At 71.5% G+C, this 15,981-nt stretch carries 14 protein-coding genes and 5 tRNA genes; 15 read left to right on the top strand and 4 right to left on the bottom strand.

The annotated features are described in order from the left end of the window. Positions 1-9: 9 nt before the first annotated feature. A complete protein-coding gene (locus tag ACGFT1_RS19215) occupies positions 10-3,786 on the bottom strand; it encodes a nitrate- and nitrite sensing domain-containing protein (protein WP_373910154.1) in 3,777 nt (1,258 codons plus the stop codon). Between the two features lie 558 nt (positions 3,787-4,344). On the opposite strand from ACGFT1_RS19215, the gene ACGFT1_RS19210 reads away from it, so the two are divergent. From ACGFT1_RS19210 to ACGFT1_RS19170, 9 genes are all read left to right on the top strand, one after another. Then, entirely contained in the window at positions 4,345-4,539 is a 195-nt protein-coding gene (locus tag ACGFT1_RS19210) for a hypothetical protein (RefSeq protein ID WP_356822545.1), read from the top strand. 242 nt (positions 4,540-4,781) lie between these two features. After that, on the top strand, positions 4,782-5,567 hold the full coding sequence (locus ACGFT1_RS19205; RefSeq protein WP_373910153.1) for a fumarylacetoacetate hydrolase family protein: 786 nt from the start codon (positions 4,782-4,784) through the stop codon (positions 5,565-5,567). Next, entirely contained in the window at positions 5,560-7,041 is a 1,482-nt protein-coding gene (gene gltX, locus ACGFT1_RS19200) for a glutamate--tRNA ligase (RefSeq protein ID WP_373910152.1), read from the top strand. The genes ACGFT1_RS19205 and gltX overlap by 8 nt, the downstream gene beginning before the upstream one ends. 321 nt (positions 7,042-7,362) lie before the next feature. After that, positions 7,363-7,434: transfer RNA gene (locus ACGFT1_RS19195), tRNA-Gln, on the top strand. Between the two features lie 21 nt (positions 7,435-7,455). Further along, positions 7,456-7,528 (top strand) — tRNA-Glu (locus ACGFT1_RS19190). Between the two features lie 29 nt (positions 7,529-7,557). Continuing rightward, positions 7,558-7,630: transfer RNA gene (locus ACGFT1_RS19185), tRNA-Glu, on the top strand. A gap of 21 nt (positions 7,631-7,651) precedes the next feature. Continuing rightward, positions 7,652-7,723: transfer RNA gene (locus ACGFT1_RS19180), tRNA-Gln, on the top strand. Between the two features lie 28 nt (positions 7,724-7,751). Then, a tRNA-Glu gene (locus ACGFT1_RS19175) sits at positions 7,752-7,824 on the top strand. A gap of 329 nt (positions 7,825-8,153) precedes the next feature. After that, positions 8,154-8,504: an ANTAR domain-containing protein gene (locus ACGFT1_RS19170; RefSeq protein WP_373910439.1), complete on the top strand. Its 351-nt coding sequence runs from the start codon at positions 8,154-8,156 to the stop codon at positions 8,502-8,504. Between the two features lie 91 nt (positions 8,505-8,595). On the opposite strand, the gene ndgR is transcribed toward ACGFT1_RS19170, so the two are convergent. Beyond that, on the bottom strand, positions 8,596-9,312 hold the full coding sequence (gene ndgR / locus ACGFT1_RS19165; RefSeq protein ID WP_356822533.1) for an IclR family transcriptional regulator NdgR: 717 nt from the start codon (positions 9,310-9,312) through the stop codon (positions 8,596-8,598). 205 nt (positions 9,313-9,517) lie between these two features. On the opposite strand from ndgR, the gene leuC reads away from it, so the two are divergent. The 4 genes from leuC to ACGFT1_RS19145 all read left to right on the top strand — a co-directional run bounded on the left by leuC (position 9,518) and on the right by ACGFT1_RS19145 (position 12,830). Next, a complete protein-coding gene (gene leuC, locus ACGFT1_RS19160) occupies positions 9,518-10,945 on the top strand; it encodes a 3-isopropylmalate dehydratase large subunit (protein WP_373910151.1) in 1,428 nt (475 codons plus the stop codon). Positions 10,946-10,947: 2 nt separating this feature from the next. Then, a complete protein-coding gene (leuD, locus tag ACGFT1_RS19155; RefSeq protein WP_373910150.1) occupies positions 10,948-11,541 on the top strand; it encodes a 3-isopropylmalate dehydratase small subunit in 594 nt (197 codons plus the stop codon). 274 nt (positions 11,542-11,815) lie between these two features. Beyond that, positions 11,816-12,046 (top strand): hypothetical protein, encoded by a 231-nt coding sequence (locus ACGFT1_RS19150; RefSeq protein WP_373910149.1) that lies wholly within the window; start codon positions 11,816-11,818, stop codon positions 12,044-12,046. A gap of 136 nt (positions 12,047-12,182) precedes the next feature. Further along, a complete protein-coding gene (locus ACGFT1_RS19145) occupies positions 12,183-12,830 on the top strand; it encodes an HU family DNA-binding protein (RefSeq protein WP_373910148.1) in 648 nt (215 codons plus the stop codon). Positions 12,831-12,917: 87 nt separating this feature from the next. On the opposite strand, the gene ACGFT1_RS19140 is transcribed toward ACGFT1_RS19145, so the two are convergent. Together ACGFT1_RS19140 and cofC are read right to left on the bottom strand one after the other, a co-directional pair. Continuing rightward, the gene (locus ACGFT1_RS19140; RefSeq protein ID WP_373910147.1) at positions 12,918-13,121 is read right to left on the bottom strand and encodes a hypothetical protein; all 204 of its coding nucleotides are present in this window, start codon (positions 13,119-13,121) and stop codon (positions 12,918-12,920) included. A gap of 110 nt (positions 13,122-13,231) precedes the next feature. After that, the gene (gene cofC / locus ACGFT1_RS19135; protein WP_373910146.1) at positions 13,232-13,870 is read right to left on the bottom strand and encodes a 2-phospho-L-lactate guanylyltransferase; all 639 of its coding nucleotides are present in this window, start codon (positions 13,868-13,870) and stop codon (positions 13,232-13,234) included. 154 nt (positions 13,871-14,024) lie between these two features. Here cofC and ACGFT1_RS19130 point away from each other — a divergent pair, with 154 nt between their 5' ends. Further along, positions 14,025-14,909 carry a lysophospholipid acyltransferase family protein gene (locus ACGFT1_RS19130; RefSeq protein ID WP_373910145.1) on the top strand — a complete coding sequence of 295 codons (885 nt, stop codon included), beginning with the start codon at positions 14,025-14,027 and terminating at the stop codon, positions 14,907-14,909. Beyond that, positions 14,906-15,916: an NAD(P)H-dependent glycerol-3-phosphate dehydrogenase gene (locus tag ACGFT1_RS19125; RefSeq protein WP_373910144.1), complete on the top strand. Its 1,011-nt coding sequence runs from the start codon at positions 14,906-14,908 to the stop codon at positions 15,914-15,916. The genes ACGFT1_RS19130 and ACGFT1_RS19125 overlap by 4 nt, the downstream gene beginning before the upstream one ends. Positions 15,917-15,981: the final 65 nt, after the last annotated feature.

Raw genomic sequence — 15,981 nt, 5'->3', positions numbered from 1 at the left:
CGGACTCAACTAACGCTCCTGCTGGTGAGTGGGGCTCGGGAAGCTGCCGGTCTGGCCGCTGCCGGCCTGACGGCCCTGAGCGATGCCCCGACGAAGATTGGTCAGCCGTCCGCGTACGTCGTCAGGCGCACGCGAGACCTGCGGACCGGCTTGGTGCTGTTGCTGCTGAGCGGTCCCCGGGACGAGGTTCGCCCGGGGCACGCGGCGCGGCAGGCCGGAGGTGGTGATCCCGCCCGCGGCGGGCTGCCGTACGCGCTCGGCCTGCCGGACGAGTTCGTCGTTCGGCGAGGTGCGCCAGGAACCGGTGTTCGAGGCGGACCGCTGGGGAGCCGGGGCGGGTGCCTGCGGCTGCTGCGGCGCGGGCGCGTTCTCCTGCTGCTGGGTGCCGTGGAACCAGTTGGTCTCCAGCGTGTCGTACAGCGGGGTACGGCCGTCACCCGGTCCACTCGCCGGCGGCAGCGCCTCCGGCTCCTGGCGGACCGGACGCTGCTGCGGCTGCTGGCGGGCCGGACGCTGCTGCGGGGCCGGCGGGCGCGGGGCGCCGAACTCGTCCCGGCCGGCCTGCTGCGGGCGCTCGAACTGCCCGGTCTGCGCGGGATTCTGGCGGCCCGGCAGGGCGTGCTGACCGGTGGAGCCACCGTCGTAGCCGCCGTCGAAGCCCTGCGGCGCCTGGGGGGCCTGGGGGGTCTGGGGTGCCTGCGGGGCCGGGAACCGGCCCGCGGGCCGGTCGCCGTCGTCCTGCCGCGCGGGCGCCGCCGACGTGCCGAACACGTCGGAGCGGACGAACGGGTCGGAACCCTGCGGGCTGCCGGCGTCGGGACGCGCGTACCGGCCCGGCTGCTGCGCGGCGTCCGGGCGGCCGAACTGGCCCGTGTGCGCGGCGGAACCGGGGCCGTCGGACAGCTCCGGGCGCGTGTACTCGCCCGTGCCGGACGGACCCGGACCCTGCCGGTCGTCCACGCGCGGCATGGGCGCGGTCTGCGCCGGGTCCTGCTCGTCGTGGCCGCGCGGGGTGTCCAGCGAGGCACGCGACAGCGGGGCCTGGGAGGTGCCCCAGTCGGGCGTACGGCCCTGCTGCGGGGCACCGCCGGGCAGCTCGGCCCGCGGACCGCCGCGCGGCGGCAGCTGGGGCTGGCGGCCCTGGCCGGAGCCGGCGGGCCGCTGCGCGTCACGGCCGCCGAAGGCGTCCTGCTGCGGTCCGCCCGGGTGAGCGGCCTGGAGGCCCTGCGGGCCACCCGGCACCTGACCGCCGAAGGAACCGGCGGCGGGGGGCGTGCCCTGCTCGAACGCCGGCGCGGGCCTGGGGCCCTGCCGGCCCTGCTGGGGACCACCGGCGCCGCCCTGCGGGCCACGCGCTCCGCCCGGCGCGCCGGGACGGCCGCCTTGGCCCACGCCGGGCAGCGCGGCCCGGTGACCCTGGCCGGAACCGACCTGGCCACGCGGGCCGGGGCCGCCACCGAGCAGACCGCCACCGCCAGGGGCGCCACCGAGGGCACCACCGTTGTTGCCGTTCGCCCGCCGGGCCGCGGCCGCGCCGGCGGCTGCCTGCGCGGCGGCCGGACCACCGCTCGACACGGGCGCGCCGGACTTGCCCGGGGCAGGCTTCTTGCCGCCCTGGGCGACGTCCACGGGCAGCATGACCAGCGCGGTCGTACCACCGGAGTCGGAGGGGCGCAGCTGGATGCGGATGCCGTGGCGCTGCGACAGACGGCCGACCACGAACAGACCCATGCGGCGGGAGACGGAGACGTCCACGGTGGGCGGCGCGGCGAGCCGCTCGTTGATGGCCGCGAGGTCCTCGGGGGAGAGGCCGATACCGGTGTCGTGGATCTCGATCAGCACCCGCCCGTCGGGCAGGGCGTGGCCGGTGACCTTGACCTTGGTCTGCGGCGAGGAGAACGACGTCGCGTTCTCCAGCAGCTCGGCGAGCAGGTGGACGAGGTCGTTGACCACGCGGCCGGCCACCTCGGTGGTCGGCACGGAGGCCAGCTCGATGCGCTCGTACTGCTCCACCTCGGACGCGGCGGCACGCAGCACGTCGACCAGCGGCACCGGACGGGTCCAGCGGCGGCCGGGCTCCTCACCCGCGAGGACGAGGAGGTTCTCACCGTTACGGCGCATACGGGTGGCGAGGTGGTCCAGCTTGAACAGCGAGGACAGCTGGTCCGGGTCGGCCTCGCGGGACTCCAGCTCGGAGATGAGCGACAGCTGACGCTGGATCAGGCCCTGGGAGCGGCGCGAGAGGTTGGTGAACATCGCGTTGACGTTGCCCCGCAGCAGCGCCTGCTCGGCGGCGAGGCGGACCGCCTCGCGGTGCACGTCGTCGAAGGCCGCGGCCACCTGGCCGATCTCGTCCCGGGAGTGCACACCGACCGACTCCACGGAGGTGTCGACGTCCTGCGGGTCCGTCTCCGACAGCTGCTTGACCAGCTCGGGCAGCCGGTCCTGGGCGACCCTCGTCGCGGTCTCCTGGAGCCGGCGCAGCGACCGGATCATGGACCGGGCCACGACGAACGCGCCGACCAGCGACACACCGAGCACGAGCAGGATCAGCGCACCGGAGATGATGGCGTCACGCTGGGTCGCGCTCTTCAGCTCGCGGGCCTTCTGCTCCATCTCCTCGAGCAGCGTGTGCTCGATCTTCTTCATCTGCTCGAGCTTGGTCGAGCTGGCGTCCACCCAGTCGCGGTACGAACGCGCCGGCAGCTGCTGGAGGCCGTCCGGGGACTCGAAGGAGCGCTTGGCGTACGTGTCGGCCGTCTTGATCGTCGCGTTGCCGTCGTCGATCGGCTGGAGGAGCTGCTCGGCGTCCTGGTTGGCGTAGATCTTCCGGAAGATCGCCAGCTCGGAGCCCTCGCTCTCGTAGGCCGACTGGCCGTAGAGGCGGTCGTTCTCGGAGAGGTCGCCCTTGGTGGCGGTGGTCGCGGGTAGGGCGGCGGCGATCATGGCCCGCTGCACGGACGCGTACTCCTTGGCGGTGGAGAAGGCCGCCAGGGCGCGGGTGCGCGAGATCATCTCCGGATTGCTGGACGCCTCGGCCATGTCCTGGGAGAGGCCGATCAGCTGGGTGATGAGCCGGTGGTACGACTCGACCGTCTGGGTCGCGTTGTCCTTGGACGCGTACGCCTTGTCGCGGATCTTCGCCAGGTCGTCCAGCTGGTTGGCGAGACCGACGAGCGCGTCACGCACGCCCTGGAGGTTGCCGTCCTTGCTGGCCGCGTCGATCTGCTCGGAGGCGTCCAGGAAGTTGTCGCGGGCCCGGTTGGTCTTCTGCTGGTACGCCTTGACCTGGTAGTCGTTCGTCTTCAGGCCGCCGTGCGACAGGGGACCGGCGGACTGGTCGCGCTCGTCCTGGAGCGCGGCGGCCAGCTCGGTCGCCTGCTTGGTCATGTCCGTCAGCAGCTTCATGTTGTCGAGCTGCTGGATGTCGTTCATGTTCTGGTCGATGCGCAGCGCGCCCAGCGAGGTCGCCGCGACCACGGGCAGGGCGAGCAGCGACACCAGGCGCGTGGAGATGCGCCAGTTGCGCAGCAGCAGGCGTGAACCGGCGGTCGGGGCCTGCGTGGACTTCGCCGCCGGCGCGGGGCTGCCCGCGGAGGCCGCCGTCGTGGCGCCCGAGGAGGCCGGCCCGCCGGGGCGCCCGCCACGCGCACCGCCGTCTCCGGACGGGCCCGGACCCTGGCTGTGGGCGTGCTGGGGCGAGGAGCTGCCCTTCATGGGGCCAGTCCCGTCGTGCGGCTCCGGCTCCGCCGAAGCGCTGCCATCCCTCTTGAAACGTCCCTGCACTAGCGTCGCAACCTCTGGACCAGGCGCCCCTCCGGGTGAACGGAGGGACACGGTGTCGGCGTCGTGGAGAGCGCCCTGAATACGCCCCCCGGGTGGTCTTGAGTGACCGGCGCTGGTTCCCCCCTTGTCCCACCGCCGCTCGGCGCTGCGTAGCGCCCCCTGCACCGGCTCGATCCCGCGGCGGTCCGTGGAATTCCAGCACAGTGCAGGATCTCCAACAAGGGCAGTGGACCGAGCTGTGACCTACGTGACGGGGTGTGAGGGAGGGGTTACCAGCCGTGGGACCGATCTCGGTGCAAACCGGGCGTACCGCTGCGAGTCGCCGCTGGGTACGAGGTGTCCCAGTCGCCATGATCAGGAGCGGAATGATGGCTTCAGGGGGTCAATGTCCGTTTCGCTGAGGCAGGTTGGCGGCCGGAATTGACCGGTTTGCCCGTGAGTTCGTGAGCAAACTCACAGGCGTGTCGTGCGCGGTCGGCGCCTTCGGCGGGGAATCGGATGTTTAGCCTGACGCTTTACAAGAGCGGCCACTCCGACCAGAGGCACAGGACGACAACGGTGAAGACGACGATGATGTTCCGCCCGATTGCCAACCCGCGGCGCACGACCCTGGCACACCTCGACGACGCCGGCGACCTGGCCACGCCCGAGCTGCCGGAGCACACGATCGACCTCCCCGCCCAGACGGCCAACCCCCGGCGCACCGTCCTCATGGAGGTCCCGGCCGGCGCCGGAGCCCCGGCCGGCGCATAGTCGGACAGCATCGCCGGGCGCGGCCGCAGGGATCGCACGACCGATCCCTGCGGCCGCGCTCTGTTCTTTCCCGGCGGACCCCGCCGACCTGCGGGGAAGCCCCCGGAATCGCATTCCTCCGCGCCGGTTCCCGTGGTCGGGAAACGCCCGGCCGGCCGTCGTACCAGCCGAACGCGAGGCCGTCCGACCGGTTAACCTGGGGCGTCAGTACGCCGGTTCTCAGTGAGGGGCGCAAGGATCCCGTGCGCATCGCCAGGTTCTCCATCGACGGGAACGTCGCCTTCGGCGCGGTCGAGGGCGACAAGCAGGACGAACTCGTCCTCGACATCATCAAGGGCATCCCGTTCGCGGACTACGAGCTGTCCGGGACGAAGGTGCCGCTCGCCAAGGTCAGACTGCTCCCGCCGGTCCTGCCCAACAAGGTCGTGGCGTTCGGCCGCAACTACGCCGAGCACGCGCGCGAACTGGGCAACGAGGTGCCCGAGGCGCCGTTCGCCTTCTTCAAGCCCTCCACCTCGGTGATCGGCTCCGGTGACGACATCCAGTACCCGTCGTTCACCGAGGAACTCCACCATGAGGCCGAGCTGGCCGTCGTCATCGGCCGCATGTGCCGCGAGGTGCCGCGCGAGCGCGTCAAGGACGTGATCTTCGGCTACACCTGCGCCAACGACGTCACCGCCCGCGACGTCCAGCGCCGGGAGAAGCAGTGGGCCCGCGCCAAGGGCTTCGACACCTCCTGCCCGCTCGGCCCGTGGGTCGAGACGGACCTCGACCTGGAGCGCGCGAACGACCTGACGATCCAGCTCACGGTCGGTGGCGAACAGCGCCAGCTGGGCCGTACGAGTGACATGCTCCACTCCATCGAGGACCTGGTCGTCAACATCTCCGAGGCGATGACGCTGCTCCCCGGCGACGTCATCCTCACCGGCACCCCGGCGGGGGTCGGCCCCCTCCACGTCGGCGACGAGGTCGCCGTCACCATCGAAGGCATCGGCACTCTCACCAACAAGGTTGTCAAGCGTGGCTAGCGCACCCGGTTCCCCCGTACGCGTCCGTTTCTGTCCCTCGCCCACCGGTAACCCCCACGTGGGTCTGATCCGTACCGCGCTGTTCAACTGGGCGTTCGCGCGGCACCACCAGGGCACCCTGGTCTTCCGCATCGAGGACACCGACGCGGCCCGCGACTCGGAGGAGTCCTACCGGCAGCTGCTCGACGCGATGCGCTGGCTCGGCTTCGACTGGGACGAGGGCCCCGAGGTCGGCGGCCCCCACGAGCCGTACCGCCAGTCGCAGCGCATGGACATCTACCGGGACGTCGCCCGCAAGCTGCTGGACGCCGGCCACGCCTACCACTGCTACTGCTCCCAGGAGGAGCTGGACACCCGCCGCGAGGCCGCCCGCGCCGCCGGCCGGCCCTCCGGCTACGACGGCCACTGCCGCGACCTGAGCGCCGGGCAGGTCGAGGAGTACAAGGCCCAGGGCCGCACCCCGATCGTCCGCTTCCGGATGCCCGACGAGACGATCACCTTCACCGACCTGGTCCGCGGCGAGCTGACCTTCACCCCGGAGAACGTGCCGGACTACGGCATCGTCCGCGCGAACGGCGCGCCGCTGTACACGCTGGTCAACCCGGTCGACGACGCTCTGATGGAGATCACCCACGTCCTGCGCGGCGAGGACCTGCTCTCCTCCACCCCGCGCCAGGTCGCCCTGTACCGGGCGCTCACCGAGCTGGGCATCGCCAAGGGGACCCCCGCCTTCGGCCACCTGCCGTACGTGATGGGCGAGGGCAACAAGAAGCTCTCCAAGCGCGACCCGCAGGCGTCCCTGAACCTCTACCGCGAGCAGGGCTTCCTGCCCGAGGGCCTGCTCAACTACCTGTCGCTGCTGGGCTGGTCGCTCTCCGCGGACAAGGACATCTTCACGATCGACGAGATGGTCGCGGCCTTCGACATCGCCGACGTGAACCCCAACCCGGCGCGCTTCGACCTGAAGAAGTGCGAAGCGATCAACGGCGATCACATCCGCATGCTGGAGGTGAAGGAGTTCACCGAGCGCTGTCGCCCGTGGCTGCGGGCGCCGTTCGCCCCGTGGGCGCCGGAGGACTTCGACGAGGCCAAGTGGCAGGCGATCGCCCCGCACGCCCAGAGCCGGCTGAAGGTCCTCTCCGAGATCACCGCGAACGTCGACTTCCTCTTCCTTCCTGAGCCGGTCTTCGACGAGGCGTCGTGGACGAAGGCGATGAAGGAGGGCTCGGACGCGCTCCTGCGTACGGCCCGCGAGAAGCTGGAGCAGGCGGACTGGACCTCCGCGGAATCCCTCAAGGAGGCCGTCCTTGCCGCCGGTGAGGCGCACGGCCTCAAGCTCGGCAAGGCCCAGGCGCCGGTCCGCGTGGCCGTCACCGGCCGCACCGTCGGCCTGCCGCTCTTCGAGTCCCTGGAGATCCTGGGCCGTGAGCGGACGCTGGCCCGCATCGACGCGGCGCTGGCGAAGCTCGCGTAACCGGGTGGACCACGGCAGGGGCGGCACCCGGAGTACCGGGCGCCGCCCCTGCGTCGTCGGTACGGGTGTCCGGGCCGTCGGTACGGGTGTCCGGGCCGTCGGTACGGGTGTCCGGTGCCCCGGCCGCGGACCCCGCCGCGGAGGCCGGCGCCCAGCGCGTCCCGCCCCGCCGGACTCGCGCCGCTCCTCCGCGCGGATACCCGTTTTGGAGCCCCGTCCACCTTCGGGTAATGTTCTTCCTGCGCCGAGGGGAGCGGGCCGGAAGGCCGGAACCCCACGGAGCACGCTAGAACGAGATCCCCACAGGGGCTTGAGTTCCAGTGGCCTATGGTGTAATTGGCAGCACGACTGATTCTGGTTCAGTTAGTCTTGGTTCGAGTCCAGGTAGGCCAGCTCGCAGAGCTCATCTGCAAAGCCCCCGTTGTGTAGCGGCCTAGCACGCTGCCCTCTCAAGGCAGTAGCGCCGGTTCGAATCCGGTCGGGGGTACTGATCTCGACGATGTCGGGATCGCTAGGGCCCCCGTTGTGTAGCGGCCTAGCACGCCGCCCTCTCAAGGCGGTAGCGCCGGTTCGAATCCGGTCGGGGGTACTGTCTGGTCTAAACCATCATTGGTCTATGGTGTAATTGGCAGCACGGCTGATTCTGGTTCAGTTAGTCTTGGTTCGAGTCCAGGTAGACCAGCTCGGATCTGCGGAAACGTAAGATCCAGGCCCCCGTTGTGTAGCGGCCTAGCACGCCGCCCTCTCAAGGCGGTAGCGCCGGTTCGAATCCGGTCGGGGGTACACACAGGTAAGGCCCTCCACTTCGGTGGGGGGCCTTCGCCGTTTCCGCCCCCCATAACTCCACGCGCGCCATGACGCGGCAGCGATCGGACGTGTCGGTCGGGAAGTCACGCGCGCGGAGAGGTGAGGGTGCTGTCGTGTGCGCCACCGGGCGGCGCAGACGCGGAGCGCGATTCCCACGCCCCCCCGCGCCGGGGACACCGGACGCCGGAACGGCGGCCATGGCGGATGCGGGCCACCGGCGTTCGCGGGTAGAAGGGGATGGGGCACCGTCATGCCCCCCACGTCGGCGGAACAGACGCGCAGAGCACTTCAGGGATGTGATCACGATGGATGTCCGGCACGACGCCCGGCCTGACCCGGCCGCGACGCGGCTGACGCCGGAGCCTGCCGGTCCCGCGGCCACGATCACCGACCTGGAGCGGGAAAAACTCCAGCTGCAGGAGGCCATCGCCTCCCGCGCCCTGATCGACCAGGCGATCGGCGTGGTCGTCGCCCTCGGCGGACTGCACCCAGGGCAGGGCTTCGACGTCCTCCGGGACGTCTCCCAGCACACCAACAGGAAGCTGCGTACGGTCGCCGGTCTCGTCGTCGACCGGGCGAGCGGCGGACCGCTGTCCGACGACGTGCGGCAAGCCCTGGACGGCGCCCTGGCGAGGGCGCGCGCCCGGTCCCGCTGACCGGAGGTCCACCGGTCCGTCCGTTCACGTCGGAGAAGGGCCGCCGCGGCGTCGGGGCCGCCCCTTCCCGGCGGGAGTGGACCGGCCGCTCTCAGCCCGAGCGGCGCAGGGCCTCGGAGAGGCGGCCGGCGGCGTCGATGACCGCCTGGGCGTGCATCCGGCCCGGGTGGCGCGTCAGGCGCTCGATGGGCCCGGAGACGGACACGGCCGCCACCACCCGGTTGGACGGCCCGCGTACCGGCGCGGAGACGGACGCGACCCCCGGCTCGCGCTCGCCGATCGACTGCGCCCAGCCCCGCCGCCGTACGCCCGACAGGGCCGTCGCCGTGAAGCGGGCGCCCTGGAGGCCGCGGTGCAGGCGCTCGGGCTCCTCCCAGGCCATCAGGATCTGCGCCGAGGAGCCGGCCTTCATCGTGAGCGTGGAGCCGACCGGGACGGTGTCCCGCAGACCGGACAGACGCTCCGCCGCGGCCACGCAGATCCGCATCTCACCCTGGCGGCGGTAGAGCTGCGCGCTCTCGCCGGTGACGTCACGGAGGTGGGTGAGCACGGGTCCGGCCGTCGCCAGCAGGCGGTCCTCGCCCGCCGCCGCCGCGAGTTCCGCGAGGCGCGGGCCGAGGATGAACCGGCCCTGCATGTCGCGTGCCACCATGCGGTGGTGTTCCAGGGCCACGGCCAGGCGGTGGGCCGTGGGTCGTGCCAGTCCGGTGGCCCCGACCAGACCCGCGAGGGTGGCCGGACCGGACTCCAGAGCGCTCAGGACGAGGGCCGCCTTGTCCAGAACGCCGACGCCGCTACTGTTGTCCATGCAACGATACTCACGTCTCACTCTGTGAAACGCAAGTTCAATTTTCGGTGGAACGCGCCACCCTGGAATCACACAGCGGCCCGCACACCGACGGGCCCGGCGGTGCACGCCCGGAATCACGACTTCAGGGGCCCGAGAAGGGCAGTCGCCGCTCCTCAAGATCTCTAGTTGGGCCGGTGGATGTTCGCCGGCCGGAGGGAAAGCGATGGGTAGGACACTCGCGGAGAAGGTCTGGGACGACCACGTCGTCCGGCGCGCCGAGGGCGAGCCCGACCTCCTCTACATCGATCTGCACCTGCTGCACGAGGTGACCAGCCCCCAGGCCTTCGACGGGCTCCGCAAGAACGGCCGCCCGGTCCGCCGCCTCGACCTCACCATCGCGACCGAGGACCACAACACCCCGACCCTCGACATCGACAAGCCCATCGCCGACCCGGTCTCCCGCGCCCAGCTGGAGACGCTGCGCAGGAACTGCGCCGAGTTCGGGGTGCGCCTGCACCCGCTGGGCGACATCGAGCAGGGCGTCGTCCACGTCGTCGGCCCGCAGTTGGGCCTGACCCAGCCCGGCACCACCGTGGTCTGCGGCGACTCGCACACCTCCACGCACGGCGCCTTCGGCGCGCTGGCGTTCGGCATCGGCACCTCCCAGGTCGAGCACGTGCTGGCCACCCAGACGCTGCCGCTGGCCCGCCCCAAGACCATGGCCATCACGGTCGACGGCGAGCTGCCCGAGGGCGTCACCGCCAAGGACCTGATCCTGGCGATCATCGCGCGGATCGGCACCGGCGGCGGCCAGGGCTACATCCTGGAGTACCGCGGCTCGGCCATCGAGAAGCTCTCGATGGAGGCCCGGATGACCATCTGCAACATGTCGATCGAGGCCGGCGCCCGCGCGGGCATGATCGCCCCCGACGAGACGACCTTCGCCTACCTCCAGGGCCGCCCGCACGCCCCCGAGGGCGCCGACTGGGACGAGGCCGTCGCCTACTGGAAGACCCTGCGGACGGACGACGACGCGGTCTTCGACGCCGAGGTGGTCATCCGCGCCGACGAGCTGTCGCCGTTCGTCACCTGGGGCACCAACCCCGGCCAGGGCGCGCCGCTTTCGGCGGACGTCCCCGACCCGGCTTCGTACGAAGACGCTTCGGAGCGCGTCGCCGCCGAAAAGGCCCTGGAGTACATGGGGTTGGCGGCCGGACAGCCGCTGCGGACCATCACGGTGGACACCGTCTTCGTAGGTTCCTGCACCAACGGCCGCATCGAGGACCTGCGCGCCGCCGCGGACATCCTGCGGGACCGCAAAGTCGCCGACGGCGTACGGATGCTGGTCGTGCCGGGCTCCGCGCGCGTGGGTCTCCAGGCCGTCTCCGAGGGGCTGGACGTCGTCTTCAAGGAGGCCGGCGCCGAGTGGCGGCACGCGGGCTGCTCGATGTGCCTGGGCATGAACCCCGACCAGCTGGCCCCGGGCGAGCGCTCCGCCTCCACCTCCAACCGCAACTTCGAGGGACGGCAGGGCAAGGGCGGCCGTACCCACCTGGTGTCGCCGCAGGTAGCGGCGGCCACCGCCGTCCTGGGACACCTGGCCTCCCCGGCCGACCTGACCGACGACCGTACGCCCGCTGGAGTCCGATAACCATGGAAGCCTTCACCACCCACACCGGCCGGGCCGTGCCGCTGCGCCGCAGCAACGTCGACACCGACCAGATCATCCCCGCCCACTGGCTCAAGAAGGTGACCCGGGACGGCTTCGAGGACGGGCTGTTCGAGGCCTGGCGCAAGGACCCGGAGTTCATCCTCAACCGCCCCGAGCGGCAGGGCGCCACGGTCCTGGTCGCCGGCCCCGACTTCGGCACCGGCTCCTCCCGTGAGCACGCCGTCTGGGCACTCCAGAACTACGGCTTCAAGGCCGTGATCTCCTCCCGCTTCGCGGACATCTTCCGGGGCAACTCGCTGAAGAACGGCCTGCTCACCGTGGTCCTGGACCAGAAGACCGTGGACGCGCTGTCGGAGCTGACCGAGGCCGACCCCACGGTCGAGGTCACGGTGGACCTCCAGGCCCGTGAGGTGCGCGCCCCGGGTGTCACCGCCCCCTTCGAGCTGGACGAGAACTCCCGCTGGCGGTTGCTGAACGGCCTGGACGACATCTCGATCACGCTCCGGGACGAGCCCGACATCGCCGCCTACGAGGCCGGGCGGCCCGCCTACAAGCCGCGGACGCTCCCGGTCTGATCCGGCGCCGCCCAGGCCCCCGAGCGGGTCGGGTTTCGGCCACCCCAACACCCCGCCTGTACCCCCGATCGCCACGATCGGGGGTACAGCCATGTCTGCACCCGAACGACCCCGCGCATCCCCCCTGGTACACCCAACTTCCCACGTTACGACGGCTGTTGCTCGGGTAGGTGAGTGCTGTGTTCGCGCCCTCCGCAAGTGCCTGCAAAGCCATTTGAGGCGGCAGTTGCCCCCTGCGCAGGCGACAACTCGCCCCAGATGGCACAATCTGTGCATGGGACACGACGGCCAACTCCAGCTCTATGCGGCGGTCGCGAACCAGCTCAAGGAAGCGCACTCGAAGGTGCGCGCACTGCAAGTCCCGGAGGGCGTACGGATGGCGCTGACCCGGAAGCTGCTGGTCATTACGGCCGCGGCCAAGCACGATCTCGCCGACGCGGCAAGGCGGCTCGATCGGTTCACGGCGGACCTCGACGCGGGTCGGATCCCCGGAGAGGACCGCTGAACCGTCCGGGACGGCCGAGTCCGTTGCGGCACAAGGGTGATAAGCCCGTTTCGTGTTTGATTTGCGGTATATATCTGCCTAACGTGCGAAAAAGCTTGAACACTTTCGTTCTGGCGATGTCTCCGAAGGGGAAGACGTGAACAAGGCGCAGCTCGTAGAAGCGATTGCCGACAAGTTGGGCGGCCGCCAGCAGGCCGCCGACGCCGTCGATCATGTCCTGGACGCCATCGTCCGCGCGGTCGTCGCGGGCGAGCGGGTCTCGGTCACCGGCTTCGGCTCCTTCGAGAAGGTGGACCGCCCGGCCCGCTACGCCCGGAACCCGCAGACGGGCGAGCGGGTTCGGGTCAAGAAGACCTCCGTGCCGCGCTTCCGCGCCGGTCAGGGCTTCAAGGACCTGGTGAGCGGCTCGAAGAAGCTTCCCCGCGGCGGCGAGGTGGCCGTCAAGAAGGCGCCCAAGGGCAGCCTGTCCGGCCCGCCTCCCACCATCGCCAAGGCCGCCGGCAAGAAGGCCGCCGCCAAGAAGACCGCGGGTACGGCGAAGAAGACCGCGGGCGCCGCCAAGAAGACGGGTGCGGCGAAGAAGGCCACGGCCACCGCCAAGAAGGCCCCGGCGAAGCAGGCGCCCGCCAAGAAGACCACGGGAGCCGCCAAGACCACCGCGAAGAAGGCCACGGCCAAGAGCGCTCCGGCGAAGAAGGTCACCGCCAAGAAGGCCCCGGCCAAGAAGTCGACGGCCCGCAAGACCACCGCTAAGAAGACCACCGCCCGCAAGGCGACGTCGTAAGGCCGCCGGGGCGACACACGCCGGGCCGGACTCCCCGAGGGAGTCCGGCCCGCGGCGTGTGCAGGGGCAGTTGCAGCGTTGGGGCAGTTACAGCGTGTGAAGGGTCACGAGGGTGATCCGCGCGGCGTCGCCCTCGCCCTCCGTCTCGATCCGCACCCGCTGCCCGGGCCGCAGCAGCCGCAACCCGCCCCGGTCGAACGCCGCCGTGCCGAAGGGCACGGGCGTGCCGTCGTCGAGCAGCACCTGCCCGCTGCGGGTGCCGGGGTCGTACGTGTACGCGGTCGCCTGCATGACAGCCAGCGTAGTGCCTCACGCGGCGCACCGCCGGGCCCCGGGCCCGGCTGCCGGCCGCGGGCCCGTCGTGGCAGCGCACGCGGTTTCCCGCCCCCTCCCGGGATTTGTCAGCACTCCGGGATCAGCAGCCCCGCGGACACGGCCGCCGTATACCGGCCCACCCCCAGCGCCAGTGCCGCGCGCAGATCCGCGCCGGTGTCCACGTCCTGCCGTACCGAATCGACTCCCGTCAGCACGAGTTCCGTCGCGCCCGACGCCCGGTGCCGGGATCGGGAATCGACGCCGAACGCCGGCCGCAATTCCCGGCCCGGCGCAGCGGCGAGCAGTGTGGTGCCCAGTGCCGCCGCATCCGCGAGAAAAGCGCGCGGGAATTGCGCGGCCGACTCCAGTACCCGCGACAGTTCCGGCGGGCGCAACGCCGGCAGATCGGCGTTCAGGGCCGCCACGGCGGCGCGGGGGAGTCCTTCCCGTACGACGGCCGCGCCGTGCGCCAGGGCGGCGTTCAGGCCGCCGCCCGGAGCGTCCGGGACGATCCGCGCCCCCAGCGCCGCCAGCTCCCGGCCGGCCAGGCGGTCGTCCGTGACGACCGCCACATCCGCGACCGCCGCGCAGGCCAGCGCCGCGGCCACCGTGTCCTGCGCGAACGCGAGGGCCAGGCCCGGGCGGACGCCGTCGTCGGCGGTGTCCGCGAGCCTGCTCTTGGCCCGCGTGAGGGGCTTCAGGGGGATGACCAAGGTCCACTGCACCGGCGTACCGTCCCTCTCTTGTCGCGCTCATTGTCACCCGGGGGCCTCGGGCCGCCCGCGTGTCGGGGCGTACGGTGTTCTCGACAGACCGGCGGCCCGGGGCCAGACTTGGGCAGCCCCCGCCGGGATGGCAGTCCTAGAGGAAGGTGTCCTTGTGCCCCGCCGCAGAATCGGCTTCTGGTACCGCTTCGCCGCGGTGCTCTGCAAACCGCCGCTGGTGGTTCTGCTCAAGCGGGACTGGCGTGGAATGGAACACATTCCGGCCGAGGGCGGATTTATCACCGTGGTGAACCACAATTCCCACGTGGACCCCTTCGCCTACGCGCACTATCAGTACAACACCGGGCGGGTTCCGCGATTCCTGGCGAAGAGCGGGCTTTTCCGGAAGGGATTCGTCGGCGCCGCCATGCGCGGCACCGGGCAGATCCCCGTCTACCGCGAGAGCACGGACGCGCTCAGTGCCTTCCGGGCCGCGATCGCCGCCGTCGAACGCGGTGAGTGCGTCGCCTTCTACCCCGAGGGCACCCTCACCCGCGACCCCGACGGCTGGCCCATGACCGGCAAGACCGGAGCCGCCCGCGTGGCCCTCCAGACCAAGTGCCCGGTCATCCCGGTCGCCCAGTGGGGCGCCAACGAACTGCTCCCGCCGTACGCCAGGAAGCCGAACCTCTTCCCGCGCAAGACCCACCACGTACTGGCGGGGCCGGCCGTCGACCTGTCCCGTTTCTACGACAGGGAGATGACCCCGGACGTGCTGAAGGAGGCCACCGAGGTCATCATGGCGGCCGTCACCCGGCAGCTGGAGCTGATCCGCGGCGAGAAGGCGCCCGAGACGCCGTACGACCCGCGCCGTGAGCGGATCGAGCAGCGCCGCCGCACCCAGGCCCAGGCGCGGGCCCAGGGGCAGACGCAGCCCCAGGCACGGGCACAGGCGCAGACGCACGGGCAGGTCCAGGCGCAGACCCGGGGGCAGACCCCAGCGCGGGCGCAGGCGCAGACGCAGGCGCAGGGCAAGCGAGCGGAAGGGCAGAGCACGTGAGCAAGCCTGTGCGGGCGGCCGTGATGGGCACCGGTTCGTGGGGGACCGCCTTCGGCATGGTCCTCGCCGACGCGGGCTGCGAGGTGACCCTGTGGGCCCGCCGCCCGGAGCTGGCCGAGGCGGTCAACTCCACGCGGACCAACCCCGACTACCTGCCCGGAGTGGAACTCCCGGAAAACCTGCGCGCCACCGCCGACGCGGCCCGGGCCCTCGGGGACGCGGACTTCACCGTCCTCGCCGTCCCCTCCCAGACCCTGCGCGCCAACCTCGCCGAGTGGACCCCGCTGCTCGCGCCGGACACCGTCCTCGTCTCCCTGATGAAGGGCGTCGAACTCGGTTCCACCATGCGGATGAGCGAGGTCGTCGAGGACGTCGCCAAGGTCGGCACCGACCGGATCGCGGTCGTCACCGGGCCCAACCTGGCCCGCGAGATCGCCGCCCGGATGCCCGCCCTGGCCGTCGTGGCCTGCACCGACGAGCAGGTCGCCCAGCGGCTCCAGGCCGCCTGCCACACCCCGTACTTCCGGCCGTACACCAACACCGACGTGGTCGGCTGCGAACTCGCCGGCGCCGTCAAGAACGTCATCGGGCTCGCGGTCGGCATCGCCGACGGCATGGGACTCGGCGACAACGCCAAGGGCTCGCTCATCACGCGCGGCCTCGCCGAGACCACCCGGCTGGGCCTCGCCATGGGCGCCGACCCGCTGACGTTCTCCGGACTCGCGGGCCTGGGAGACCTGGTGGCCACCTGTTCCTCGCCGCTGTCCCGCAACCACACTTTCGGCACCAACCTCGGCAAGGGCATGACCCTCCAGGAGACCATCGCGGTCACCCGGCAGACCGCCGAGGGCGTCAAGTCCTGCGAGTCCGTGCTGGATCTGGCCCACCGGCACGACGTCGACATGCCCATCACCGAGACGGTCGTCAGCATCGTGCACGAGGGCAAGCCGCCGGTCGTCGCCCTCAAGGAGCTGATGGCCCGCAGCGCCAAGCCCGAACGGCGCTGAACCGCCCCCCACCCGGCTCCCGAAGGCCTCCCGCGCGACGCTGCGCGACCGTCCGTGCGACGCTG

The sequence above is a fragment of the Streptomyces sp. Y20 genome, from assembly GCF_043195475.1.
Classification (GTDB): domain Bacteria; phylum Actinomycetota; class Actinomycetes; order Streptomycetales; family Streptomycetaceae; genus Streptomyces.
Note: the sequence above shows the minus strand (reverse complement) of the source record. Positions and strands in the feature narration are given on the sequence as shown.

What these genes read in the sequence shown, in the direction of transcription:
- ndgR (WP_356822533.1), bottom strand. Translation starts at nt 9,312, where the DNA reads ATGGACAACAGTAGCGGCGTCGGCGTTCTGGACAAGGCGGCCCTCGTC.
- leuD (WP_373910150.1), top strand. Translation starts at nt 10,948, where the DNA reads ATGGAAGCCTTCACCACCCACACCGGCCGGGCCGTGCCGCTGCGCCGC.
- ACGFT1_RS19140 (WP_373910147.1), bottom strand. Translation starts at nt 13,121, where the DNA reads ATGCAGGCGACCGCGTACACGTACGACCCCGGCACCCGCAGCGGGCAG.
- leuC (WP_373910151.1), top strand. Translation starts at nt 9,518, where the DNA reads ATGGGTAGGACACTCGCGGAGAAGGTCTGGGACGACCACGTCGTCCGG.
- ACGFT1_RS19150 (WP_373910149.1), top strand. Translation starts at nt 11,816, where the DNA reads ATGGGACACGACGGCCAACTCCAGCTCTATGCGGCGGTCGCGAACCAG.
- ACGFT1_RS19170 (WP_373910439.1), top strand. Translation starts at nt 8,154, where the DNA reads ATGGATGTCCGGCACGACGCCCGGCCTGACCCGGCCGCGACGCGGCTG.